Raw genomic sequence first — 22,021 nt, forward strand, 5'->3', positions numbered from 1 at the left:
GCGTGCACCCGCGCATCGAGGACTACGCCCTCATCGGCGACGAGCAGACGGCCGCTCTGATCGGCAGGGACGGCTCCGTCGACTGGCTGTGTCTGCCCCGCTTCGACTCGGGAGCCTGCTTCGCCAAGCTCCTCGGCGACAGCGACAACGGCCACTGGCGCATCGCCCCCAAACACGCGAAAGGCCCCTGCACCCGCCGCGCCTACCGCCGCGACACCCTGGTGCTCGACACCGAGTGGGAGACCGATGAGGGCGCGATCCGCGTCACCGACCTGATGCCCCAACGCGACCGCGCCCCCGACCTCGTGCGCATCGTGGAAGGCCTCAGCGGCCGCGTCACCGTGCGCAGCATTCTGCGGATCCGCTTCGACTACGGCTCGATCGTCCCCTGGGTGCGCAAGTCCGACGGGCACCGGGTGGCCGTCGCCGGCCCCGACTCGGTCTGGCTGCGCAGCGAACCCCATGTGCACACCTGGGGCAAGGACTTCGGTACGCACTCGGAGTTCACGGTCGAGAAGGGCGAGAAGGTCGCGTTCGTCCTCACCTGGCACCCCTCGCACGAGCGGCGCCCGCCGCTCGTAGACCCGTACAAGGCGTTGCACGTCAGCGTCCGGGACTGGCGCAAGTGGGTGGGGCGCTGCCACTACGACGGCCCGTACCGGGACGCCGTCGTCCGCTCCCTGATCACCCTCAAGGCCCTCACCTACCGGCCGACCGGCGGTATCGTCGCCGCCGCCACCACCTCGCTCCCCGAGGAACTGGGCGGTGTCCGCAACTGGGACTACCGCTACTGCTGGCTGCGCGACTCCACCCTCCTGCTGAACGTGGGGCTGTCAGCGGGCTATCGGGAGGAGGCCGAGGCATGGCGCAACTGGCTGGTGCGCGCGGTCGCGGGTGACCCTGCCGACCTGCAGATCATGTACGGGCTGGCGGGCGAGCGGCGGCTGCCCGAGTTCGAGGTGCCGTGGCTGTCCGGCTTCGCCGGCTCCGTTCCCGTACGCATCGGCAACGAGGCCGTGAAACAGCTGCAGTTGGACGTGTACGGCGAGGTCATGGACACCCTGGCACTGGCCCGGGAAGCGGGTCTGCCCATCAAGCCGCACATGTGGGCGATCCAGTCCTCCCTCATGGAGTGGCTGCGCACGGAGTGGCGGCAGCCGGACGAGGGTCTGTGGGAGGTGCGCGGCGGCCGCCGCCACTTCGTGCACTCGAAGGTGATGGTGTGGGTGGCCGCGGACCGCGCCGTGCGCACCCTGGAGAAGAACCCGAAGCTGAAGGGCGACCTCGACGGCTGGCGCGAGCTGCGCGACGAGGTGCACCGCGAGGTGTGCGACAAGGGCTACGACGCCGAGCGGAACACCTTCACCCAGTCCTACGGCTCCCGCGAACTCGATGCCGCCCTGCTGCTCATCCCGCGCGTCGGCTTCCTGCCGCCGGACGACCCGCGCGTCACCGGCACCATCGACGCGATCCGCGCCGAGCTCAGCCATGACGGGTTCCTGCGCCGCTACAGCACCGACGGGACGGCCGTAGACGGGCTGCCGGGCGGCGAGGGCACGTTCCTGGCGTGCTCGTTCTGGCTCGCGGAGGCGCTGCACATGACGGGTCGGACGGGCGAGGCACGCGAGCTGTTCGACCGGTTGGCGGGGCTCGCCAACGACGTGGGCCTGCTGTCCGAGGAGTACGACCCGGTGACCGACCGCCAGCTCGGCAACTTCCCGCAGGCCTTCAGTCACATCGGCCTGGTGAACACCGCCCTCGCCCTGTTCGGGGGCGACGGGGCAGGATAGGGGCCATGGATCTTGGACTGAAGGACCGGGTGTACGTCGTCACGGGGGCCACCCGTGGACTGGGCAACGCGGCGGCGCGTGAGCTCGTGGCCGACGGGGCGAAGGTCGTCCTGACGGGCAGGGACAAGGAGCGAGTCGACGCCGCTGCGGCCGAACTGGGGCCGAACGCCCTCGGGCTGGCCGTCGACAACGCCGAGCCGGACGCGGCAGCACGGTTGATCGCTGCCGCGCGGGATGCGTTCGGGGGCTTCGACGGCATCCTCGTGAGCGTCGGCGGGCCGCCGGCCGGGTTCGTCGCCGACAACACGGACGAGCAGTGGCAGGCCGCGTTCGAGTCGGTGTTTCTGGGGGCGGTTCGGCTGGCGCGGGCGGCAGCGGCGGAACTGGACGCCGGCGGGGTCATCGGGTTCGTGCTGTCGGGCTCGGTGCATGAGCCGATTCCGGGGCTGACCATTTCGAATGGGCTGCGCCCCGGACTGGCCGGGTTCGCCAAGTCCCTTGCGGACGAATTGGGGCCGCGGGGAATTCGGGTCGTGGGGTTGCTGCCGTCCCGGATCGACACGGATCGCGTGCGCGAGCTGGACGGCCTGTCGGCGGATCCGGAGGCCACTCGGGCTGCCAACGAGGCGCGGATTCCGTTGCGGCGGTATGGGGCGCCGGAGGAGTTCGGGCGTGCGGCGGCGTTCTTGTTGTCTCCGGCCGCGTCATATCTGACGGGGATCATGCTGCCGGTGGACGGCGGGATGCGGCACGGGTTCTAGCAGCCCGGGTTCCGGCAGCCCAGGTTCTAACTGACCCTCTCCGCACGGTGTTTGGCGCCCTTCAGGCGTACCTCTGTAGGCAAGGCCGCGAGGCCCGCTGAATTGCGGGCGTGGGTGAGGGCCTGTGCGGAGAGGTCGTTCAACGCGGTGCCCGGGTCCACATGTGGTTCCAGCAGGAGGCGCACCCGGGTCTCGGGGGTGCTGCGCCTGCCCGTCAGGTGGACCCGGGCGCGCTGGACGCCCTCCAACCCCCCTGCCTCACCTGCCAGTACGCCCTCCAGGGCCCGGCCCCGAAGCAGGGCGCCCTCGCCGTCGCCGGTGTCGACCAGGACCTCGGCGAGGCGGTGTCGGCGCAGGACCGAGGTCAGCCACCACAGGGCGAGCAGGACCAGGACGGCCAGCACGGCGATGACGGTCGGCCACCACCAGCCGTCGTCCCGCCAGCGCGTCCGCTCGGCGTCGCTGAGCAGTACGTCGTGCTTGCTGTCGTGGATCCACCAGGACGGGGGCTCCAGCCCCAGTCCCACGGCCAGTACGGAGCCGCCGATCACGAGCAGCACCAGCCCGACAAGCCCGATCAGCACCCGGTTGACCACCCTGAGCACGGCCCTCACCCCTTCCGTCCGAGCCGCCGTACATGCACCGACAGCGAGGGCGGCCGGGCCAGCCCCAGGCCCCTGATCGCGTCGGCGAGCGTGCTGTCCAGGTCGGCGCGTACGTCGTCCAGGTCGCGGAAGTGCGACACGGCGCGGACATCGGCCCGGGACCGCCTCGCCCGTACCCGTACCGACTGGACCCCGGAGACCTCCATGGCCCGGTCGCGCAGGACGAGGGCGGCCAGGTCGCGGTGGAGCCCGGCGCGGACGTCGGGGTGGGTGCGCCGCATCGGCAGGACCGAGCGCAGGCCGGGCGTGACGGCCAGGACCAGCAGCCACAGCCCGAGGACCGCGGCGACGCCCGCGCCGACCAGCACCCAGATGTCGTCGAGGGGGCGTTCGGCGAGCTGGTGGGCGAATTCCCGGCGCCAGCGCATGGCGGGCCGGTCGGCGCGCACGGCGGCGATGTCGTACAGGAAGAATCCGGCGGCGAGGAAGAGCAGGAGCGCCGTGATCGCGGCCGGGATCCGGCGTGCCGACCAGAAGCGGCCCTCGCCGCCGCCCTCGCCGTCGACCGGGGGCGGCGGCTCGTAGGCGGCCGCCGACGCCGACTGGTCGAGGGGGTCGGGTCCGGTCTCCTTCTCGATGACCGGCAGTCGTTGTGTGGTGCCTTCGGAACCTTGGGACTCGCTCATCGCGTCCTCCCGCGTGCCGCGCCCTGCCCGGGCGCCGGGTGCAGCCGCTCCACATGCACGGCGACCTCCGGCACCTCCATGCCCACCAACGCGCCTACCCGCTCCACGACATGCCGACGCACGGCCGCGCATCGGGCGCCGATGTCGGTGGGGTAGTCGAGTTCGAGGTGGACGCGGACGCGGGCGGTGTCGTGGGCGACGACGACGTCGGCGTACGGGCGGGCGGCGTCCTTGGCCGGCGTCCCCACCGCCTCGCGTGCGGCCTGCGAGGCGACCTTCGCGACGACCCGGTCGGTGATCCGGGTCGCCCCGCGCTCACCGGGCGGGACAACGGGACGGGGTCCGCCGAGCTCACCGGCCCCCGCGCTCACCGGCCTCACCGCCGCCGTTCGTCGCGGCGCCGGAAGAAGTCACCGAGCTCGTACTGCCCCTCCACGAACTGCCCGACGACGAAGCCGACGGCGCCAAGGGCCGCCACCAGCAGGAAGGCGCCGAATCCACCGAAATACCCGGCGAAGCCCAGTGCCATGCCGGCGATCATGCCGACCACGGCCATGCTCATGGTGCGCTCCTCAGCTCCTCAGCAGCGCCCGGCCGCTGAGTTGTCGGTCGCCGACGCCTCACTGGATCCGGCGCTCCGGTTCCTCTTCCTCTTCCTCCGGAAGCTTCACATCACTCACCGCGATGTTGACCTCGACGACTTCGAGGCCGGTCATCCGCTCCACGGCGTTGATCACGTTCTCGCGCACGTCCCGGGCGACGTCGGAGATCGAGACGCCGTACTCGACGACGATCTCCAGGTCGAGCGCGGCCTGCACCTCGCCGACCTCGGCCTTCACCCCCCGCGTCACCGACTTCGTCCCGCCCGGCACCCGGTCGCGCACGGCCCCGATGGTCCGTGACAGCCCGCTGCCCATGGCGTGCACGCCGTCCACATCGCGTGCGGCCATCCCGGCGATCTTCTCCACGACGCCGTCCGCGATGGTCGTCCGGCCCCGGGTGCCGGGGTCTCCGCCGCCGCGCCTGGGCGCCTGCGTCTTGCGTGTGCTGAGGGCCTCGCCCTCCGTCCCCCGGCTCTGCTCCGTCGTCTCAGTCATGGCCGTATGTCCTTTTCGGTTGTCCTCCCTTGACCACGTTAGTCATGGTTACGCGATCGCGCGCCAGGGATACGGCAGGCTGGAGGAATGACGACGGCGGACCGGTGGACGCAGGCAGTGAAACGACAGCTCGGCCTCGGCAGGCTCCTGCCCCTGGGCGGCCCGCACGACGGCGCGTGGATCGCCGAGGGGGCGGCCGAGGCGGTGCTGCGGCGCGCGGCGGAGGACATGCGCGGGGTACGGCTGGACGCGCTCCGGATCGCGCTCGTCGACCCGGACGACGCCGACGAGGCGGCCGTACCGCCGCCGCCGAGCGCCTTGCCGCCGGGGCCTCTACGGGTGACGGCGGACTTCGCGGCGACGGCGGCCGAGGCGCTGCCCACGACGGCGGATCGGTTGCGTGGCCTGCTGGCCACCGCGGCCACGGAAGGCCTTGGCCTGACAGTGACCGAGGTGGACCTGCGGGTCACGGCCCTGCTCGACGAGGACGCGCAACCCGCTCCCGTACGGCAGCCCGAGCCGACGCGGGCCGCCGAGCCCGGGAGCCCCGACGAGGAGCGCGTCGCAGCCGCGGCCCTGGCGGTACCGGGCGTGACCGGGCTGACGGGCGCTCTGGGCGGGTTGGGCCGTGCCGTGCACATCGAGGAACGGCAGGACGAGGAACGGCAGGACGAGGCCGCCCTGCCGCGCCGTCACGTGCGCGTGGAGATCGCGGTGAGCGCGGACCGCCGGTCCGTGGAGGTGGCCCGGGAGGTCCGCGAGTGGGTAGGAGAGGCGCTGGCCGATCGCCCGACGGTCGCGGTACTGATCACGGCCGTCGGCTGATCAGCGCATGGCTCATTCGCCGAGGCCGGCCAGGTCCCGCAGCCGCCGCGCCTGCGCAGCCCGCTCGGCGCCACGCTGCTCGTCGTACGTACGGTCCACGGCACCACGAAGCAGCGCCTTGGTCTCGATCACGGCATCCCGCGGCGCGGCTACGATGGCACCCGCCAGATCCCGTACGGCGTCGTCGAGCTGTTCGGCGGGCACCGCGAGGTTGGCCAGCCCACTGCTCACGGCCTCCTCGGCCAGCACGAACCGGCCCGTCACGCAGATCTCCAGCGCACGGCCGTATCCGACCAGCCCGACCAGCGGATGCGTACCCGTCAGGTCCGGCACCAGCCCGAGGCTGGTCTCACGCATGGCGAACTGCACGTCGTCGGCGACGACGCGCACGTCACAGGCGAGCGCGAGCTGGAAGCCCGCCCCGATGGCATGGCCCTGTACGGCGGCGATGGACACGATGTCGTTACGCCGCCACCAGGTGAAGCCCTCCTGGAACTCGGCGATGGCAGCGTCGAGTTCGCCGTCGCTGCTGCGCGCGAGTTCGATGAACGAGGGCTCGCCCTCGATCCCCTCAGGCGTGAACATCTGCCGGTCGAGCCCTGCGGAGAAGGACTTGCCCTCACCACGCAGCACGACGACACGCACGCTGCCCGGCAGCAACTGCCCGGCCTCGCCGAGCGTCCGCCACATGGCGGGGCTCTGCGCATTGCGCTTGACCGGGTTGTTCAGCGTCACCGTGGCGATCGCGCCGTCGACGGTGAGCCGTACGCCGTTCTTGTCGAGCAGGGGAGCGAGTTCCTGGTCGGACGAAGCCATGGGGTGCCTCCGATGAGTGCGGTCATCACGGGATGCCCGGAGGGCACCCCCTAAGTGACTGCACAGTAACCACCCGGCCGATCAACCGACCGACCGGGTGGCCACCATCGAAGCCGATGGGCCGCCCGGTCTCAGCCGGCGGCCTTCTTGCCTCGTGTCGCACCGCCACGCCCACGAAGCGTGACGCCCGACTCGCTGAGCATCCGGTGCACGAAGCCATACGAGCGGCCGGTTTCCTCGGCCAGTGCCCGAATGCTCGCACCGGAGTCGTACTTCTTCTTCAGGTCTGCCGCGAGCTTGTCGCGCGCGGCGCCGGTTACCCGGCTGCCCTTCTTCAGAGTCTCGGCCACCCGTGCCTCCTCATGGGAAGTGCGCTCTGGTCTCCTCATGATCACCCCTCCGGGGCTTCATGGCCACCCATTCGGCAAGGTCCGTGAGACATGGTTTTGACGACAGGAGCACATCCCCACATGCGGAATCTGCAATTCCGCCGCGAGTTGTCCGTACGGCCGAACGGGTTCTTTCGCGAAGTACCAGGTCAGAGACGCGGGACGGCCGAGCCCTTGTCGATAAAGGACTCGGCCGTGAAATCGATGTAGTACACACCTCGGTACGAGGAGATCTCACACAGATGATGGATCACCGATAGGCCGAATGATCCATAGCCTGTTGATCACGCATTCGATCAAGCCAGGGCGACGAGATCCGCGTAGTCGGCGCCCCAGAGGTCCTCGACACCGTCCGGCAGCAGAATGATCCGCTCCGGCTGGAGCGCCTCGACGGCGCCCTCGTCGTGGGTGACGAGCACGACCGCTCCCTTGTAGGTGCGCAGCGCGCCGAGGATCTCCTCGCGGCTGGCCGGGTCGAGGTTGTTGGTGGGCTCGTCGAGGAGCAGGACGTTCGCCGAGGAGACGACCAGGGTCGCGAGGGCGAGGCGGGTCTTCTCGCCGCCGGAGAGGACCCCGGCCGGCTTGTCGACGTCGTCGCCGGAGAACAGGAACGAGCCGAGCACCTTGCGGACCTCGACGAGGTCCAGGTCGGGGGCGGACGAGCGCATGTTCTCCAGGACCGAGCGCTCCGGGTCGAGGGTCTCGTGCTCCTGGGCGTAGTAGCCGATCTTGAGGCCGTGGCCCGGGATGACGGCGCCCGTGTCGGGCTGCTCGGCGCCCGCCAGCAGGCGCAGCAGGGTGGTCTTGCCGGCGCCGTTGAGGCCGAGGATGACGACCCTGGAGCCCTTGTCGATGGCCAGGTCGACGTCGGTGAAGATCTCCAGCGAGCCGTACGACTTCGACAGGCCCTCGGCGGTCAGCGGGGTCTTGCCGCAGGGCGCGGGCTCCGGGAAGCGGAGCTTGGCGACCTTGTCGGAGACGCGGACCGCGTCGAGGCCGGCGAGCAGCCGGTCGGCCCGCTTCGCCATGTTCTGCGCGGCGACGGTCTTGGTGGCCTTCGCCCGCATCTTGTCCGCCTGCGAGTGCAGCGCGGCGGCCTTCTTCTCGGCGTTCTGCCGCTCGCGCTTGCGGCGCTTCTCGTCGGCCTCGCGCTGCTGCTGGTAGAGCTTCCAGCCCATGTTGTAGATGTCGATCTGGGCGCGGTTGGCGTCCAGGTAGAACACCTTGTTGACGACCGTCTCGACCAGGTCGACGTCGTGGGAGATGACGATGAAGCCGCCGCGGTAGGTCTTCAGGTAGTCGCGCAGCCAGACGATCGAGTCCGCGTCGAGGTGGTTGGTCGGCTCGTCGAGCAGCAGTGTGTCGGCGTCCGAGAACAGGATGCGAGCGAGCTCGATACGGCGGCGCTGACCGCCGGAGAGCGTGTGCAGGGGCTGGCCGAGCACCCGGTCGGGCAGGTTGAGCGCGGCGGCGATGGTGGCGGCCTCGGCCTCGGCGGCGTACCCGCCCTTGGTGAGGAACTCAGTCTCCTGGCGCTCGTACTGCTTGAGCGCCTTCTCACGGGTGGCGCCCTGGCCGTTGGCGATGCGCTGTTCGTTGTCGCGCATCTTGCGGATCAGTACGTCCAGGCCGCGCGCGGAGAGGATACGGTCGCGGGCGAGGACGTCCAGGTCGCCGGTGCGGGGGTCCTGCGGGAGGTAGCCGACCTCGCCGGAACGGGTGATGTTGCCGCCGGCGGGGAGGCCTTCGCCGGCGAGGCACTTGGTGAGGGTGGTCTTGCCGGCGCCGTTGCGGCCGACGAGGCCGATGCGGTCGCCCTTGGCTACGCGGAAGGTCGCGGACTCGATGAGGACGCGCGCACCGGCGCGCAGCTCGATACCGGAGGCGGAGATCACGGACAGACTCCAGGGCGGGGTGGGTGGCGGGATGGGCGGCTGAGGACGTTCCCGCCGTCTAATGCGCGAGGAGAATGGCCATGGGGGCCAGTCTAACGGGGCCGTGCAACCACTTTTTCTGGGTCCAGGTGTTCGGACCGGGGCCTGCCGCCTTCTTGGACCACTTCGTTGCCGATGCGGTTGCCGACTTCGTTACCGAGCGGTCGGCGGTGCGGGGCGATCCGTCCCAGGTCGTCCACGGCGACGAGCTGGGCGGTCCAGGCCGCGTGGGGGCAGGGCTGGGCGATGAGAAGCGCCGCACCGTGATGTTCGGCACGTGCGGGCTCGAACGCGCAGCCCTCACGCGCGGGCAGCACCCAGCGCAGATCGCCATCGGTGATGCGGTACGCGGAGACGCGGTGCGGCGTCACGACGGCGAGGATGCCGCGTCCGAGGGGGCGCAGGACGCCGGTGCCGCCCTGTCCCGGCAGCCAGTCACCCGCCGCGGGCAGGGCTCGGTGCCAGCGCACGGAACGGCCGTCGGTGTCGGTGACCATGCCGTCGTCCCAGAGCGTGATCGCCTCCACGCGCGCGTGAAGCGACATGCGTGCGCGGTCTGAGCGGACTGAGCTGACTGAGCTGAGCGGACGCCGGCCTTCACGGGTGTAGCGCCAGTGGGTCGCGCCGGTGCGGGGGTCGTAGGCCTCGATGGCCGCTTCGCGCGTGCGGAAGTGCGTGGGCCACGGCGTCGGCGGCTGTGGGGTGGTGGCTTGGCGCACGCGCGCGTGGACGGTCGCGTGACCGGTGAGGTGGTCGCCGTAGGGGGTGGGGCGGGCGAGGTGGGCGGCGATGAGGAGCGGGGGTGCGAGGAGAACGAGAAGGAGCAGGGCGGCTGCGCGGAGTGGGCGGGGGATGTGGAGGGGGCGGCGCGGGGTGGGCGGTGGGGTTGCGGGCGGGGGCGGGTCGGGGAGGTCCTCGGATGCGGGGAGCCCGGACGTGGGGAGCCCGGAGGCGGGGAGCTCGGATGCGGGGAGCTCGGATGCGGCAGGGTCGGCGATGCTCGGGAGGCCGGCGGAGTCGAGGGTCATCGGGCTCGGCGGGGGCTCTGGGCGGGGGCGGTTGGGGAGCAGCTCTGCGAGTCCCTCGCGGCCTCCGGGAGGGCGCGGTTCGGCTTTGTCGCCTCGGTCGGTAGAAGGACCACCAACGCCCCCTTGGAACCCGTCCCGGGGCCTTCTCGGCCCGTCCCGACGTCCGCTTCCGGCGGATCAGGCGCAGAGCGTAGTCATGTCCGAGGCGGGTGGTGAGCGCATGCCGTCGGGACACGGCGAGTTGGCGGGGTCGCTCCCCCGTTCGGCCCTGCGGACGGGCTCGGTGCCTCGGCTCACGGGCCGTTGTCAGTGGTCGCTGCAAGACTGGCTGCGGATTGGAATTCCGGCAGTCGACAGCAAGGATCACTGCGATTGATCACGAAGGGGTGATCGGCATGGCGGGCACGAGCGGTGGGCGTCCGAGCATCTACCCGACGCTGCTGTACGCGGACGCGAAGGAGGCGATCAAACAGCTCACGGAAGCCTTCGGATTCACGGAGTCGGCGGTCTACGAGGGCGAGGACGGCTCGGTGGCACACGCCGAGCTGGTGCAGGGCAACGGCGCGGTGATGCTCGGCTCGAAGGGCACCGGCAGCGCCTTCGACAAGGTGATGAAGGACGCGGGCACGACCGGGGTGTACGTCGTCGTGGACGACGTCGACGCACACCACCGACGGGCCGTGGAGCACGGCGCGGAGATCCTGATGCCCCCGACGGACCAGGACTACGGCTCGCGGGACTACATGGCCCGGGACGTCGAGGGCAATGTGTGGAGCTTCGGCACCTACGCCCCGGAGATAAAGGGCTGAGCGCCGGCCCGGCTCAGCTCCCCCCGGTGTGCACCTGGAAGGCTGCGCGGCGTACGGCCTTCGCGAGCGCGGGGTCGGGGTGCGCGGCGGCGAGCGCGACCAGGACCTGCACGGTGCGCGGGTGACCGACGGCACGGACCTCGGCGAGGAGCGCGGGGACGGTCGGCTGCACCGCGGACTCCAGGTGCCGTACGAGCATCGGGGCCTCGCCGTGGTCGGCGACGGCGGCGGCGGTGTCGACCCACAGCCAGGTGGCCTCTTCCCGGGTGAGCACCTCGTGGGCGTCCTCGGGGTCGACGCCGTCGTGCTCGGCGAGCCACAGCAGGGCGTACGGCCGCAGGGTCGGCTCGTCGTGGACGGCGCGTACGTCGGGCTCGGCGGGGGCGCCGACGACGCGCAGGGCCTCGAAGGCGAGGCCGCGCAGCAGGGCGTCCTCGCCCCGGGCGGCGTCGAGGAGTTCGGTGACGGCGCTGCCGACGGGGCGGGCGGCGAGCCAGGCGCGGTATTCGTCGCGGGCGGCGTTCGGGCGGAGCTGGGCGCAGCCGCGGAGCATGTCCTCGGCCGCCTGCTCGATGTTCCCGGCGGGGCTCTGGGCGGCGACGCAGATCTGCTCCAGCTTGACCCAGACCGCCCAGTTGCCGAGCGGGGTGAGCGTGGCCTGGCCGTCGCCGTAGGTGAGAGCGCCGACGGAGGCGAGGGCGTGCAGGGCCCAGTCGAGGAGGGGGGCGAGGGGCGTGTCCTCGGCGGGCGTGGCCGGGTCGGCGACCGGCTCGGGCTGCGGGCCGTAAGGGATCTCGCAGCGCTCGGTGCGCAGTTCGGTGACCCGCTGTTCCAGCAGGTCCAGGAGCTGCTCCACCGGGACCGGCCCGGCGGACAACTGCAGGAAGGAGAGCAACTGGGGCATGGCCGAGACGACGTCGGCCACGGCGCCGTGCGCGAGCTGGTCGGGTTCCGGGTGGGCGAGCGACCAGGCGTCGAAGAGGGCGACCCAGCCGCGCAGTACGGCGCTGTCGTCGCGGTCCCAGGCGCGCAGCCGCCAGCCGGGGCGGGCGCTGTCGCCGTGCACCTCGACGAGGCCGGCGAGGCGGGCGGTGTCCCAGTCGGCGCGGACCTGAGCGACGGTCAGGCCGAGGTCCTGGGCCGCGCGTTCGGCGGTCTCGTCGGAGAGGGTGCCCTTGCCGTCGGGGTTCGCACCGTCGCGGCCGGGGCGCAGCGCGGCGTCGGCCCAGTGGGCGACGCGGGCCGCGGTGGCCAGGCAGGAGCGAGCCATTCTGGCCAGCTCGGCCCGGGCCGGTGTGCCCTCCGGAGGGCGGGGCGCGGGGCGGCGTGGGCGCCGCTGGTTCACAGCTGAGGGGGCGGCGGCCAGGGGTCGCGGGCGGACGAGTCGAAGCCTGGAGTCGCGCGGGATACGGGACGTCACGGGTGCAGTCTTCCGGTTGACGGTCCGAAAACCCAAACGGAATGTCACGAGGGGCGACGGGGATGGCCAACGCACGGGGTCCTGCGAGCGGCGGGGGACCGATAACAGGCCAGTGGTACGGGGTTAAACGGAATCTGCGCGACCGGTGCGGGAGGGGTGGGGTGGGGCGGGGTGAAGGTAGCCGGCCGAGGGTGGGAGCAAGGCTGGGAGCGGCGGACCGGGGGCGGCCGTGGAAGAGAGGGCCGGACGGGAACCGGGCGCCCCCCGGGCGGGGGCCGCACGCCGATGGGGCACAGGAGCGTCACATGAGCGGCGTGATGAAGCGGCGCAGGGACTCTTCGTAGGACTCGGGGTCGGCGTTCCACATGGCGGCGTGGGGAGCGTTCTTGACGGTGTTGATGGCCACCAGGTTGGGGTGGGCCTCGGCCAGGCGGCGGGAGAGGGTCCAGGGGGCCACCCTGTCGTCGGGGCCGTGGAAGATCAGGGTCGGCACCGTGAGGCGGCCGGGGGCGCCGGTGTCGGTGACGCGGTCGATGTTCAGGCCGGTGCGGCCCTGTGCCGCGCGGACGGCGAGCGGCAGCAGCGCGCTCGGCGTGTGGCGGGCCGTGGCCAGGGCGCGCAGCGTGGCTTCCCAGCTGAGCACCGGGGAGTCCAGGACCAGGCCCGAGACATGGTCACGCAGCCCCGAGTGCGCGGCGGCGCGCAGCGCCATCGTCGCGCCGGTGGACCAGCCGAGCAGGACGAGCTGCTTGGCGCCGTACCGCACGGCGTAGCGCATGGCCGCGTCCAGGTCGCGCCACTCGGTCTCGCCGAAGTGGTTCAGGCCGTCCGGCGGGCGGGGTGCGCCGAGGTCGCCGCGGTAGGCGAGGGCGAGGACCGGGAAGTGGCGGCCGTTGAGGAACTCCATGACGTTCATGGCGTGTTCGCGGGTGGTGCCGAGGCCGTGCACCGCGATGACCCAGGTGTCGCGGGCGCCAGGGACGAACCATGCGGGCAGGGCGCCGAGTTCGCCCGGGATGTCGACGTCGGCGTGGTCGAGGCCGAGGGCGGCGCTCGGGTTGCCGACGTGGACGTTCGGGGTGAGCCAGACGCTGTCGCCGGGCCGGAAGGTGCCGTGTGTGACGCGTACCAGGCGGCGTACGACGGTGTCGGCGGAGTGGTTCGCCGCGGCGAGGACGGGGCCGACGACCGCGTGCGAGCCGTCGCCGGAGAGGCCGTAGGTGCCGGGGCGCAGGGAGGCCAGGTCGCGGGTGAGCGCGATCTGGCCGGCCGCCGTGGCGTGCACGGTGAGCCTGGGTTCGGTGGGCAGGGGCCTGCCAGGGGGCGCCTTCAGCGCGGCGCCACTGGCGAACCGCCCGGCGGCGACGCTCGCAACGCCGGCGGCGAGAGCCACGGTGACGGCAGCGGCCGTCGTTTTGACAGTGCGCACGGATCCAGTGTCCGGGTGGAGAGGGGGACCGGCCAGTGGGAGTGACTCCGTCGGCTGAACCGAGTCACCGGGCACAGCGACTTGCAGGGCGCGCTAGCGCGCACCCGCACCGCCTACCCCCGCTGCCCGTACCCCCGCAGCCGCTCCCCCGCCTCCGCCACCTGTCCCTCCGACAGCAGCGTCGGGGACAGGCCGGGTACCGAGGTCGCCGTGAGCCACAGGCGGGACATCCACTCGAGTTGGGCCGTGCGGTCGTAGGCCTGGTCCAGGGTCGTGCCGTAGGTGATCGTGCCGTGGTTCTGGAGGAGGCAGGCGGTGCGGTCGGTGAGGGCCTGGAGCATGTTCTCGGCCAACTCCCGGGTGCCGTATGTCGCATAGGGGGCAACCCGGACGGGGCCTCCGAGGGCGCCCGCCATGTAGTGGATCAGGGGGAGCTCCGGCACCAGGGTCGAGACGGCCGTCGCGTGGACCGCGTGGGTGTGCACGACGGCGCCGGCGTCCGTGGCGCGATAGACGGCGAGGTGCATGGGCAGCTCGCTCGTCGGTACCAGCGCGCCCAGCACCTGCCTGCCGTCCAGGTCGACCCCCGTCACGTCCTGGGGCGTCAGGCGGTCGTACGGCACTCCCGACGGCGTGACCAGCACCGTGTCACCGACGCGCACCGAGACATTGCCGGACGTGCCGACGACCAGCCCCTCGGACACGGTCCGGCGGGCCGTCGCCACGAGGGACTCCCAGGCATCCGCCTCCTCGGGGCGCACACGCCTGCCCCACGGCTCCCCCACTTCCTGTACGCCTTCCCGCGCATCCCGCGCATCGCGCGCGCCCCGCTGATCCCGCTGGTCCCGCCGCTCCTCAGCCATACGGCGATCCTGCCAGCCGGGACCGCGACGCGGCCTCAAGTCGCAACCGAGCCGGGGCACTCTAGGGCGGAAGACCGACGTCCGGAAGGGTGCATATACGGATACATCACCCTCTTCCCATGCTTGGCCGGAGATCGATCGGCATTCAATGACCTTCCAGTAATCTCTGGGAGATTTGTTGTGCACGTCGCCATTCCGGGGGGAAATATGGCCCGTGATCGCAAACCGTCCCGTCACCGCTCCCGCCTCATAGCGATATCCGTGGCGGCGCTCACCCTTGGGGGGACCGCGCTCGCCGAGATTCCGGCCGCGGCGGCCGGCAAGCCCAAGGGACATGACGTCTCGTCCCACCAGAAGAACGTCAACTGGCAGAGCTCGAAGGCGAAGGGCGCCAGGTTCGTCTACGTCAAGGCGACGGAGTCCCACACCTACCGCAACCCATACTTCAACCAGCAGTACAACGGCTCCCGCAACGTGGGCCTGGTACGCGGCGCGTACCACTTCGCGCTGCCGAACAAGTCGTCGGGCCAGGCGCAGGCGGCGCACTTCGTGCGCAACGGCGGCGGCTGGAAGTCGGACGGCTGGACCCTGCCGCCAGCGCTGGACATCGAATACAACCCGTACAGCAAGCACAAGTGCTACGGGCTGAGCAAGGCGAAGATGGTCAGCTGGATCCAGTCCTTCAGCAATGAGGTGAAGCGGCTGACCGGCCGCCGTCCGGTGATCTACACCACCACGCACTGGTGGAACACATGCACCGGTGCCAGCCGCGCCTTCGCCTCGAATCACGCGCTGTGGATAGCCCGCTACGACTCCGCGACGGCGGGGGCACTGCCGGCCGGATGGCAGTACTGGACCATCTGGCAGTACGACAACGGCAGCGGCAGCCTGCCGGGTGACCAGAATCTCTTCAACGGGTCCATGACCCAGCTGAGGAAGTTTGCCCGGGGCTACTGACCCTTGCGGCGCCTGGGCCGCTCGGTGACCGATGGAGGCCGTTGGAGCGGGAGCCTCCGCTTTCGACAGAACAACCACCTCCTCCAGACACCGTGCGGCCTGCCCCAGTTCACCTTCCGTTCACTCAGGTTTCCTACGGTCAACCGACCGATGACCTCGAACGATTGCCTGGGTAAATGGAAAACTTCTCGCTGATCCTCGCGATTGTGGTAGTAACCGCACTTGCGTTCGATTTCACGAACGGTTTCCACGACACCGCCAACGCGATGGCCACGACCATCTCGACCGGTGCACTCAAGCCCAAGGTCGCGGTGGCCATGTCCGCCGTGCTGAACCTTGTCGGCGCCTTCCTCTCCGTGGAGGTCGCCAACACGATCTCCAAAGGTCTCGTCGACGAGACCGGCATCCGCCCCGAGGTCATATTCGCCGCGTTGGTCGGCGCGATCCTCTGGAACCTGCTGACCTGGCTGGTAGGCCTGCCCTCCAGCTCCTCGCACGCCCTCATGGGCGGACTGATCGGCGCCACCGTCGCCTCGGCCGGCATCGGCGCGGTCCACGGGGACGTGCTCGTCACCAAGGTGCTGATCCCGGCGATCGCCGCCCCGCTGGTCGCGGGCATCGCCGCGCTGCTGGCCACGCGGCTGTCGTACTCCCTCGGCAAGAAGGCCGACGGCAACGCCGCCAAGAAGGGCTACCGCGCCGGCCAGATCGCCTCCGCCGGCCTGGTCTCCCTCGCCCACGGCACCAACGACGCCCAGAAGACGATGGGCATCATCACCCTCGCCCTGGTCGCCGGCGGCACCCTCGCCCCCGACTCCGACCCGCCCATGTGGGTCATCCTCTCCGCGGGTCTGGCCATCGCGCTCGGCACCTACCTCGGCGGCTGGCGCATCATCCGCACCATGGGCAAGGGCCTGACCGACCTCCAGCCGCAGCAGGGCTTCGCCGCCCAGACGAGCGCCGCGACGGTCATCCTGGCCTCCTCCCACCTCGGCTTCTCCCTCTCCACCACGCACTCCGTCTCCGGCGCGGTGATGGGCGCGGGCCTCGGCCGCAAGGGCGGCGTGGTGCGCTGGTCGACGGCCACCCGGATGTTCGTCGCCTGGGGCCTCACGCTCCCGGCGGCCGCCCTGGTCGGCGCGCTCGCGGAGTACGTGACGGGCTTCGGCGCCTGGGGCACGGCCCTCGTCGCGATCTTCCTGGTCGGCTCCAGCGCCGCCATCTGGAAGCTCTCGCGCCGCGAGGTCGTCGACCACACGAACGTCAACGAGACCGACGAGCCGGCCGGCGTCGTCACCACGGCGATCGCCGCCGTGACCCCGCCGCCCACGGGCAGCGCGGCGACCGAGGAGCTGGCGGCCACGATCCCGGCTCCGTCCTCCGAGTCGGCGCCCTCGCAGGCCGCCGTCTGACCCCCGCCCGGTTACTCACCCCAGTTACCCAGGAAGAAGAATCATGAAGATCGACTGGGCGGCCCTCGGCTCCGTCTTCGGCGTCAGCCTCGTGGTCACGGTGGCCCTGGTGGGCCTGTTCACCCTCGGCATCGCGGGCCTGTCCCGCCAGGAGAAGGCCTCGGCCCAGGGCGGCTCGGCCGCCCTGGCGGTCACCGGTGCGTACGCGTGCTTCGCGGCGTGTGCGGCGGCTGTGGGGTACGGGATCTATCTGATCGTGGCCTGAGCCGGCGTGGTCTGACATACGGCACGCACCGGGCGGGTGCGGGGACGACGGTCCTCGCGCCCGCCCGGTCGGCTTTTCTGGGCCGCTACGGGCACGGCGAGTCCGTCACCGATCCGGCGCGGTCGAGGATGAGCCGCTCCTCCGGGGTGTACGAGGTCCAGTGACGGCACAGGGCCTTGTGCCAGGCCTCGGGGTCCAGGGGGATGGTCAGCTCGGAGTTGCCCTGGCGGAAGGTGAGACGGTCGGCCGTCAGGTGCAGATCCTCCGGGTGGGCGGTGAACGGGAACGTGACATAGGGCTCGTCCCGATCCTCGGGCCGCCACAAAGCCAGGCTTACGCTCCCTTCATCGCTGAGCAGGGTTCCGTCGTCGGCCAGTTGCCTCACTGACGTCTCTTCGTCCGCCTCGATGGCCAGCCCGACCCGTTTGCCGGTTTCCACGTCCCATCGCTGGATCGTCCTGGCGTCCATCGAGGTGGCGACCGTCCGGCCCCGCGGGTCGAAGGCCAGCTTCACGTAGGTCCCGTCCGGCTCCGTCACCATGATGCCGGTGTCCCTGCGCGCCCGGCCGGTCTTCGTGTTCCAGATGACCAGCTCGCCGCTGCTGTGGCCGACTGCCACTTCGTCACGGCGTCCGGGACGGACGGCGAACCCACGGCACAGCAGGCCCGGAGCGCCACAGGGATCCACGCCCAGGACCCTGGGCTTGTCCGATGCGAAGTCGTACCGGATCAGTTGCCGGGATGTCAGGAGCACCACTGCCCCGCCCTGGAGGGGAGCAGCGTCGGAAAGGCCCGGGTACGGCCGCACCCGCGCCTCCCTCGGGCTGTCCGGGTCGCGGAAGGAGATCTTGTCCTCGCCCCACAGGACCAGATGCCTGCCGTTCGTGGTGAAGAACCCGCCCGCCGAGCCGTCTTTGAACTCCTCCACCACCACCGGTTGCGCCTGGTTCTCCACGCCCGGCCGCGCCACGACCAGTCTCTCCGGAGCCTCCGCGAACCTGGCGTCGGAACTCGCGGTCTGAGCGCGGTACGCGCCGTCCGGGCTTCTCATGTATGTGGCTTCATTCGAACCGACGCCGGGCGCGGGGTCGGGTAGCGGCATGCTGGACTGCTCCTCCGTCCGCAGGACCAGCAGATCCGACGCCGACGCCAGCAGAATGCGCGGGGCCGCCCCCTCCCCCTCGCCCGGAAGGACACCGACGAGCTGCTCCTCGTCCTCTTCGGACGAGGAGACGCCCGGTGCGCGGTACCGCTTGCCGGTGCCCGTGTCGATCACCTCGTACTGGGTCACCTGTGTGGTGCCACTCTCCACCGCATAGCGTCCGGTGAGATCCGGACCACCCGGATCAATCGCCAGAAACGGCCTTCCCTCGGCGCCATGAGAGCCCGCCAACCGGATCAGCGCGTGCCGGCCATGGCCGCGGTCCACGACGACCCCCGCGCCCCGGTGGGAGATCCACTCGGCGTCCGCGACGGTACGCGGGTCCCCGCCGGTCACCAGATTCTGCACCCGTGCTTCGCTCCGGCTGTCGTACCGGCTGAGGTAGACGACGTCCCGGCCCTCCCCGACCAGCGCGGCATCGGCTGCCACCGGCCCACTCGGTACCCCCTTCCGCGACGCCTGCTCCACCTTGCCCGTCCGGCTCTGCCAGACCTGGGTCCGAGAGCTGTGCGCCCTCCCCTTGTCGGCGTAACGGTCGGCGACGAGGCGGAGCAGCAGCCGGCCGCTGTCCGAGAAGTCGAGCGCCATGGTCTCGGGCACACGCCCGGTCCCCAGCGTCGGCTGCTGTCCGGTCCACAGGTGCTTGTGGGCGCGTACGTCGTAACAGTGGACCGACCCGTCGGCGGACACGATGGCCAGCAACCCGCCGTCATCGCTGAGCTCGGCGCGTTCGGGAGCTCCTCCACCGGTCAGACCCGGCACCTGCCACCAGCTCGCCCGCCCGTCGGCGAGCCCCGTCCACACCCGGGCGTGCGCGACGCCGTCCCGGCTGACGGACGTGGTCACGACCGTGGAGCCGTCCGGGGTGACGTCGATGCTCCGGATGGGCTCGGATCCTTGCCCCGCATGCCCGGAGATCACCGACATGCCGCCGAGGTAGGCCTCAAGCAGCGCCTGCCGAGCCTCCTTGGCGGGTGCGTTGTGCCACGCGGCCACGGACAGCCGCGCGGCCATGCCCGGATCGGTCGTCGCCAGCCGGGCGGCCTCCTCCGTCAGCCGCCGGGACGCCATGGTCCGCACACGTTCCTCCAGGGCCAGTCCCCCGCGCCATGTCTCGACCGCCAGACAGCCCGCCACCAGCGCCAGCACCACCATCACCGCTGTCGCCAGCCGCCACCGCCGCAGGCCCCGTTGCTGATGCCTGCGGCTGAGCTGCACATAGTCACGCTCCGCCGGTGTGATGTCCTCGCGGTGATCCGGATCCCCCAGCCACTCCAGCGACGTGGCCAGCATCGTCCCCCGCAGCAGCGCGCCCGGTTCCTCCCCCGTCTCCTTCCAGTGGGCGAGTGCCTGCAGCAGCCGTTCCTGCCAGGCCCGGAAGTTGCGGGAATCGTCCAGCCACTTTTTCAGGGGGCCCCAGGCGCGGACCAGTTCCTCGTGGGCGAGGTCGACGATGGGGTCGTCGTCGGGGCCGTGGGTGATGCGGATGAAGCGGGTTCGGGTTGCCAGGGCCTCGGCGGCGGACCGGAGTTCGGGCGGCAGGGGCGCGAGGCGTACCGGCTTGCGGGTGAAGCCGCCCGCGTCGTCGGGGCGGGCGAGTTGGGTGAACAGGCGGCGGACCGGGGCCTCGCCGTGCGCGACGATGACCTCGCCGACCCGCTGCTCGGCGTGGGCGGACAGGGCGCCGGCGACACCGCCCAGGGCCTCGTAGCCGGAGTGGGTGAGGCGGATGCCCTTCTCGTGCGCCCAGAGTTCCGTGAGGGCGAACTCCACCAGAGGCAGATGGCCCGGCTCGTCCTCGGCGTCGTCGACGATGCGTTGGGCCAGGCCGGTGTCGAGGGTGAGGCCGGGGACCCGGGCGGCAGGCCCCTCGACGGCACGCAGCAGGCCCGATCGGCCGAGTGGCGCGACCACTTGGGCACAGTCGCTGAGGAAGCGGGCGGTGCCGGGGTCGGCGAGTTCGTCCAGGCAGGACGAGCGCAGGGTGGCCACCACGCGCAGCCGCCGCCCTTCGGCCGGGACCGAGACCATACCGACCATCAGGGCAAGCAGGGCGCGGGCGGTGGCCGGTTCGGCGGCGACGGTCTCCTCCAGTTGGTTGAGGAAGAAGACGTGGCCGCGAGGGCCGCAGTGGTCGAGCAGACGTCGTCCGAGTTCGGCGGGGGTCGTGCCGTCGGCGGAGTCCAGCAGATCGGCCAGGACGAGTGCGGCGCGCTCGTGCTCGACGACGGCCAGGGCGGGGCCGGGCGCGGCGGGCGCAGGGTGCGCCGGGACCGTGCCAGAACCGGACGCAGACGTCGAGCCCGGCTCTGGACGAGGGCCCGGCACTCCCCAGGGTCCGGAAGCGGAGCCAGCCGCAGCAGAAGCGTCGCCGCCCAGCCCTGCATCTGCGGATGCGGATGTGGATGTGGATGTGGATGCCCCCGCCTCCAGCAACCCCACCACCGCCCGGGCCACCGTCACCGACGCCCGGGTACCCGGCAGGGGGCGGAGCTCGGAGACGGTGAACCCCTCAGCCCTCAGACGGGGCAGGACTCCCGCCCGTACCAGGGAGGTCTTCCCGCTGCCGGACGGGCCGACGACCGGCACCACCAAGTGCCGTTCGACCGCGTCGAGGAGCCGACGGGTCTCCTCCTCACGGCCGAAGAAGTACTCGGCGTCCTCCTCACGGAAGGCGTCGAGCCCTTGGTAGGGGCAGCGGCGCAGGCCCGGCTGGAGGTCCAGGAGGGCGGCGGCCGGGATCAGATACGACGTCACGGCGGCGGCACCGCGGTCGGTCGCGACCGTCATGCCGATGACCGCGCCGATGTCCTCGTCCCAGACCGGTGCTCCGCTGCATCCGGGGGCGATGCGGTGGGCCGTGCTGTCCGTCTCCATCGAGATCCAGCCCTGGCTGACCGCGCCGAGCAGCCGGCCGCCGATCCAGGCGCCGTGCTCGGCGCTGGCGGGGAAGCCGAGAACGCGGAAACGGTGGTGCCAGACGTCGGCGGCGTCCGCGAGAGGGACCGCACCGGCGGGCGCCCCTTCCGGCAGCCTCAGCAGTGCGATGTCCCCGGTGCCGTCCCCCGCCACCGGCCGCCAGGCCGACACCGACGCCTCGTACCTCACCGCGCCCGGCCGCAGCGGGAACTCCACGGTCACCGGCGCCGCGGGCGGCGTCGACGACCCCGCGTCGGTGCCCAGCGCGTCGGCGACGACATGGGCGCAGGTGGCCACCGTGCCCGGTGCCAGCAGGAACCCGGTCCCGACGGGCCGCCCGTCGCCGCCGCACACCCGTACCACCGTCGCGCCGAACTCTTCCAGGAATCGAGCGGATTCTCCCGGTACACCGGTGTCATCAATAGTCATACGGTTTGGTGGAGTTCCCCCCGGCTCGTAGTGCTTCGTACGACGTATTGGAGGTGCCGCGGCCCCCCGCCGCAACCGGCTTCACGGAACGCCACCCGCCACGGGGAATTGGCTCCGAGTCGGTCATCTGGGCCCTGGCGGCGTGCTAGCCGGTGTCACTCGTGTGGGGTTCTGCACACTCTCCCCGCGCAGGTCAACGGCAAGTTGACGCCCCTTCCAACCCCGTGGTGGACTGCCGGAGCCATATACGGCGGCAGGAGAGGAAGCCGGTGTGAATCCGGCGCGGTCCCGCCACTGTCACCGGGGTAGATAGCCCCGGGAGCCAGGAACTCTCGCCGCCGGTCTCGTCGAACCAGGGCGTGGACACCCTGAGTGAGGACATAACGCGATGCTCGCCTGCCGATCGAGATGCAGTGTCGGACCCT

The 22,021-nt window shown here is 71.4% G+C and carries 20 protein-coding genes and 1 riboswitch; of the genes, 7 read left to right on the plus strand and 13 right to left on the minus strand.

Annotation, left to right across the window (positions count from 1 at the left end; translation table 11 throughout):
* The first annotated feature begins 2 nt into the window (after positions 1-2).
* A complete protein-coding gene (locus EHO50_RS39135; protein WP_128436609.1) occupies positions 3-1,790 on the plus strand; it encodes a glycoside hydrolase family 15 protein in 1,788 nt (595 codons plus the stop codon).
* A 5-nt stretch (positions 1,791-1,795) separates the two neighbouring features.
* Entirely contained in the window at positions 1,796-2,551 is a 756-nt protein-coding gene (locus EHO50_RS39140) for an SDR family oxidoreductase (RefSeq protein WP_128436610.1), read from the plus strand.
* A 26-nt stretch (positions 2,552-2,577) separates the two neighbouring features.
* Here the strand turns inward: EHO50_RS39140 and amaP are convergent, their stop codons facing one another.
* Genes amaP through EHO50_RS39165 form a run of 5 tightly spaced genes read right to left on the minus strand, consistent with a single transcriptional unit; the run spans position 2,578 to position 4,939 of the window.
* Positions 2,578-3,165 (minus strand): alkaline shock response membrane anchor protein AmaP, encoded by a 588-nt coding sequence (amaP, locus tag EHO50_RS39145; RefSeq protein WP_128436611.1) that lies wholly within the window; start codon positions 3,163-3,165, stop codon positions 2,578-2,580.
* Positions 3,162-3,842 (minus strand): DUF6286 domain-containing protein, encoded by a 681-nt coding sequence (locus EHO50_RS39150; RefSeq protein WP_128436612.1) that lies wholly within the window; start codon positions 3,840-3,842, stop codon positions 3,162-3,164. The genes amaP and EHO50_RS39150 overlap by 4 nt, the downstream gene beginning before the upstream one ends.
* Entirely contained in the window at positions 3,839-4,222 is a 384-nt protein-coding gene (locus EHO50_RS39155; RefSeq protein ID WP_128436613.1) for an Asp23/Gls24 family envelope stress response protein, read from the minus strand. Before EHO50_RS39155 ends, EHO50_RS39150 begins: the two co-directional genes overlap by 4 nt.
* Positions 4,219-4,404 carry a hypothetical protein gene (locus tag EHO50_RS39160; protein WP_128436614.1) on the minus strand — a complete coding sequence of 62 codons (186 nt, stop codon included), beginning with the start codon at positions 4,402-4,404 and terminating at the stop codon, positions 4,219-4,221. Before EHO50_RS39160 ends, EHO50_RS39155 begins: the two co-directional genes overlap by 4 nt.
* Positions 4,405-4,462: 58 nt before the next feature.
* Positions 4,463-4,939 (minus strand): Asp23/Gls24 family envelope stress response protein, encoded by a 477-nt coding sequence (locus EHO50_RS39165; protein WP_128436615.1) that lies wholly within the window; start codon positions 4,937-4,939, stop codon positions 4,463-4,465.
* Between the two features lie 87 nt (positions 4,940-5,026).
* Here EHO50_RS39165 and EHO50_RS39170 point away from each other — a divergent pair, with 87 nt between their 5' ends.
* Positions 5,027-5,764, plus strand: coding sequence for a nucleopolyhedrovirus P10 family protein (locus EHO50_RS39170; RefSeq protein WP_128436616.1), 738 nt, complete (start codon positions 5,027-5,029; stop codon positions 5,762-5,764).
* A gap of 12 nt (positions 5,765-5,776) precedes the next feature.
* Here EHO50_RS39170 and EHO50_RS39175 read toward each other — a convergent pair whose 3' ends face one another.
* The 4 genes from EHO50_RS39175 to EHO50_RS39190 form a co-directional block, all read right to left on the minus strand.
* Positions 5,777-6,580 (minus strand): enoyl-CoA hydratase/isomerase family protein, encoded by an 804-nt coding sequence (locus EHO50_RS39175; RefSeq protein ID WP_128436617.1) that lies wholly within the window; start codon positions 6,578-6,580, stop codon positions 5,777-5,779.
* 131 nt (positions 6,581-6,711) lie between these two features.
* On the minus strand, positions 6,712-6,930 hold the full coding sequence (locus tag EHO50_RS39180) for a helix-turn-helix domain-containing protein (protein WP_019758351.1): 219 nt from the start codon (positions 6,928-6,930) through the stop codon (positions 6,712-6,714).
* A gap of 335 nt (positions 6,931-7,265) precedes the next feature.
* Positions 7,266-8,864: an ABC-F family ATP-binding cassette domain-containing protein gene (locus EHO50_RS39185; protein ID WP_128436618.1), complete on the minus strand. Its 1,599-nt coding sequence runs from the start codon at positions 8,862-8,864 to the stop codon at positions 7,266-7,268.
* Positions 8,865-8,956: 92 nt separating this feature from the next.
* Positions 8,957-9,931 (minus strand): hypothetical protein, encoded by a 975-nt coding sequence (locus tag EHO50_RS39190; RefSeq protein ID WP_181449779.1) that lies wholly within the window; start codon positions 9,929-9,931, stop codon positions 8,957-8,959.
* Positions 9,932-10,326: 395 nt separating this feature from the next.
* Between EHO50_RS39190 and EHO50_RS39195 the strand changes: the two genes are divergently transcribed.
* On the plus strand, positions 10,327-10,740 hold the full coding sequence (locus EHO50_RS39195) for a VOC family protein (protein WP_128436619.1): 414 nt from the start codon (positions 10,327-10,329) through the stop codon (positions 10,738-10,740).
* Between the two features lie 13 nt (positions 10,741-10,753).
* Here EHO50_RS39195 and EHO50_RS39200 read toward each other — a convergent pair whose 3' ends face one another.
* From EHO50_RS39200 to EHO50_RS39210, 3 genes are all read right to left on the minus strand, one after another.
* The gene (locus EHO50_RS39200) at positions 10,754-12,160 is read right to left on the minus strand and encodes a hypothetical protein (protein ID WP_164905076.1); all 1,407 of its coding nucleotides are present in this window, start codon (positions 12,158-12,160) and stop codon (positions 10,754-10,756) included.
* 301 nt (positions 12,161-12,461) lie between these two features.
* Positions 12,462-13,589: an alpha/beta hydrolase gene (locus EHO50_RS39205; RefSeq protein WP_128436620.1), complete on the minus strand. Its 1,128-nt coding sequence runs from the start codon at positions 13,587-13,589 to the stop codon at positions 12,462-12,464.
* 113 nt (positions 13,590-13,702) lie between these two features.
* Positions 13,703-14,452, minus strand: a complete 750-nt coding sequence (locus tag EHO50_RS39210) for a class II aldolase/adducin family protein (protein WP_128436621.1) — start codon at positions 14,450-14,452, stop codon at positions 13,703-13,705.
* 207 nt (positions 14,453-14,659) lie between these two features.
* On the opposite strand from EHO50_RS39210, the gene EHO50_RS39215 reads away from it, so the two are divergent.
* From EHO50_RS39215 to EHO50_RS39225, 3 genes are all read left to right on the plus strand, one after another.
* A complete protein-coding gene (locus tag EHO50_RS39215) occupies positions 14,660-15,409 on the plus strand; it encodes a lysozyme (protein ID WP_128436622.1) in 750 nt (249 codons plus the stop codon).
* A 176-nt stretch (positions 15,410-15,585) separates the two neighbouring features.
* Positions 15,586-16,821, plus strand: coding sequence for an inorganic phosphate transporter (locus EHO50_RS39220; RefSeq protein WP_128436623.1), 1,236 nt, complete (start codon positions 15,586-15,588; stop codon positions 16,819-16,821).
* A gap of 43 nt (positions 16,822-16,864) precedes the next feature.
* Positions 16,865-17,086, plus strand: a complete 222-nt coding sequence (locus tag EHO50_RS39225; RefSeq protein WP_062142391.1) for a hypothetical protein — start codon at positions 16,865-16,867, stop codon at positions 17,084-17,086.
* 85 nt (positions 17,087-17,171) lie between these two features.
* On the opposite strand, the gene EHO50_RS39230 is transcribed toward EHO50_RS39225, so the two are convergent.
* Positions 17,172-21,596 (minus strand): serine protease, encoded by a 4,425-nt coding sequence (locus EHO50_RS39230; protein WP_128436624.1) that lies wholly within the window; start codon positions 21,594-21,596, stop codon positions 17,172-17,174.
* Between the two features lie 211 nt (positions 21,597-21,807).
* A riboswitch (cobalamin riboswitch) is annotated at positions 21,808-21,947 on the plus strand.
* The last annotated feature ends 74 nt before the right edge of the window (positions 21,948-22,021 follow it).

Source organism: Streptomyces cyaneus, assembly GCF_004028635.1.
GTDB lineage: Bacteria > Actinomycetota > Actinomycetes > Streptomycetales > Streptomycetaceae > Streptomyces > Streptomyces cyaneus.

Excerpts from the sequence above, each read along its gene's own strand:
- EHO50_RS39140 (WP_128436610.1), top strand. The coding sequence starts at position 1,796 with ATGGATCTTGGACTGAAGGACCGGGTGTACGTCGTCACGGGGGCCACC.
- EHO50_RS39150 (WP_128436612.1), bottom strand. The coding sequence starts at position 3,842 with ATGAGCGAGTCCCAAGGTTCCGAAGGCACCACACAACGACTGCCGGTC.
- EHO50_RS39160 (WP_128436614.1), bottom strand. The coding sequence starts at position 4,404 with ATGAGCATGGCCGTGGTCGGCATGATCGCCGGCATGGCACTGGGCTTC.
- EHO50_RS39165 (WP_128436615.1), bottom strand. The coding sequence starts at position 4,939 with ATGACTGAGACGACGGAGCAGAGCCGGGGGACGGAGGGCGAGGCCCTC.
- EHO50_RS39170 (WP_128436616.1), top strand. The coding sequence starts at position 5,027 with ATGACGACGGCGGACCGGTGGACGCAGGCAGTGAAACGACAGCTCGGC.
- EHO50_RS39175 (WP_128436617.1), bottom strand. The coding sequence starts at position 6,580 with ATGGCTTCGTCCGACCAGGAACTCGCTCCCCTGCTCGACAAGAACGGC.
- EHO50_RS39190 (WP_181449779.1), bottom strand. The coding sequence starts at position 9,931 with ATGACCCTCGACTCCGCCGGCCTCCCGAGCATCGCCGACCCTGCCGCA.
- EHO50_RS39195 (WP_128436619.1), top strand. The coding sequence starts at position 10,327 with ATGGCGGGCACGAGCGGTGGGCGTCCGAGCATCTACCCGACGCTGCTG.
- EHO50_RS39210 (WP_128436621.1), bottom strand. The coding sequence starts at position 14,452 with ATGGCTGAGGAGCGGCGGGACCAGCGGGATCAGCGGGGCGCGCGCGAT.
- EHO50_RS39215 (WP_128436622.1), top strand. The coding sequence starts at position 14,660 with ATGGCCCGTGATCGCAAACCGTCCCGTCACCGCTCCCGCCTCATAGCG.
- EHO50_RS39220 (WP_128436623.1), top strand. The coding sequence starts at position 15,586 with ATGGAAAACTTCTCGCTGATCCTCGCGATTGTGGTAGTAACCGCACTT.
- EHO50_RS39225 (WP_062142391.1), top strand. The coding sequence starts at position 16,865 with ATGAAGATCGACTGGGCGGCCCTCGGCTCCGTCTTCGGCGTCAGCCTC.
- EHO50_RS39230 (WP_128436624.1), bottom strand. The coding sequence starts at position 21,596 with ATGACTATTGATGACACCGGTGTACCGGGAGAATCCGCTCGATTCCTG.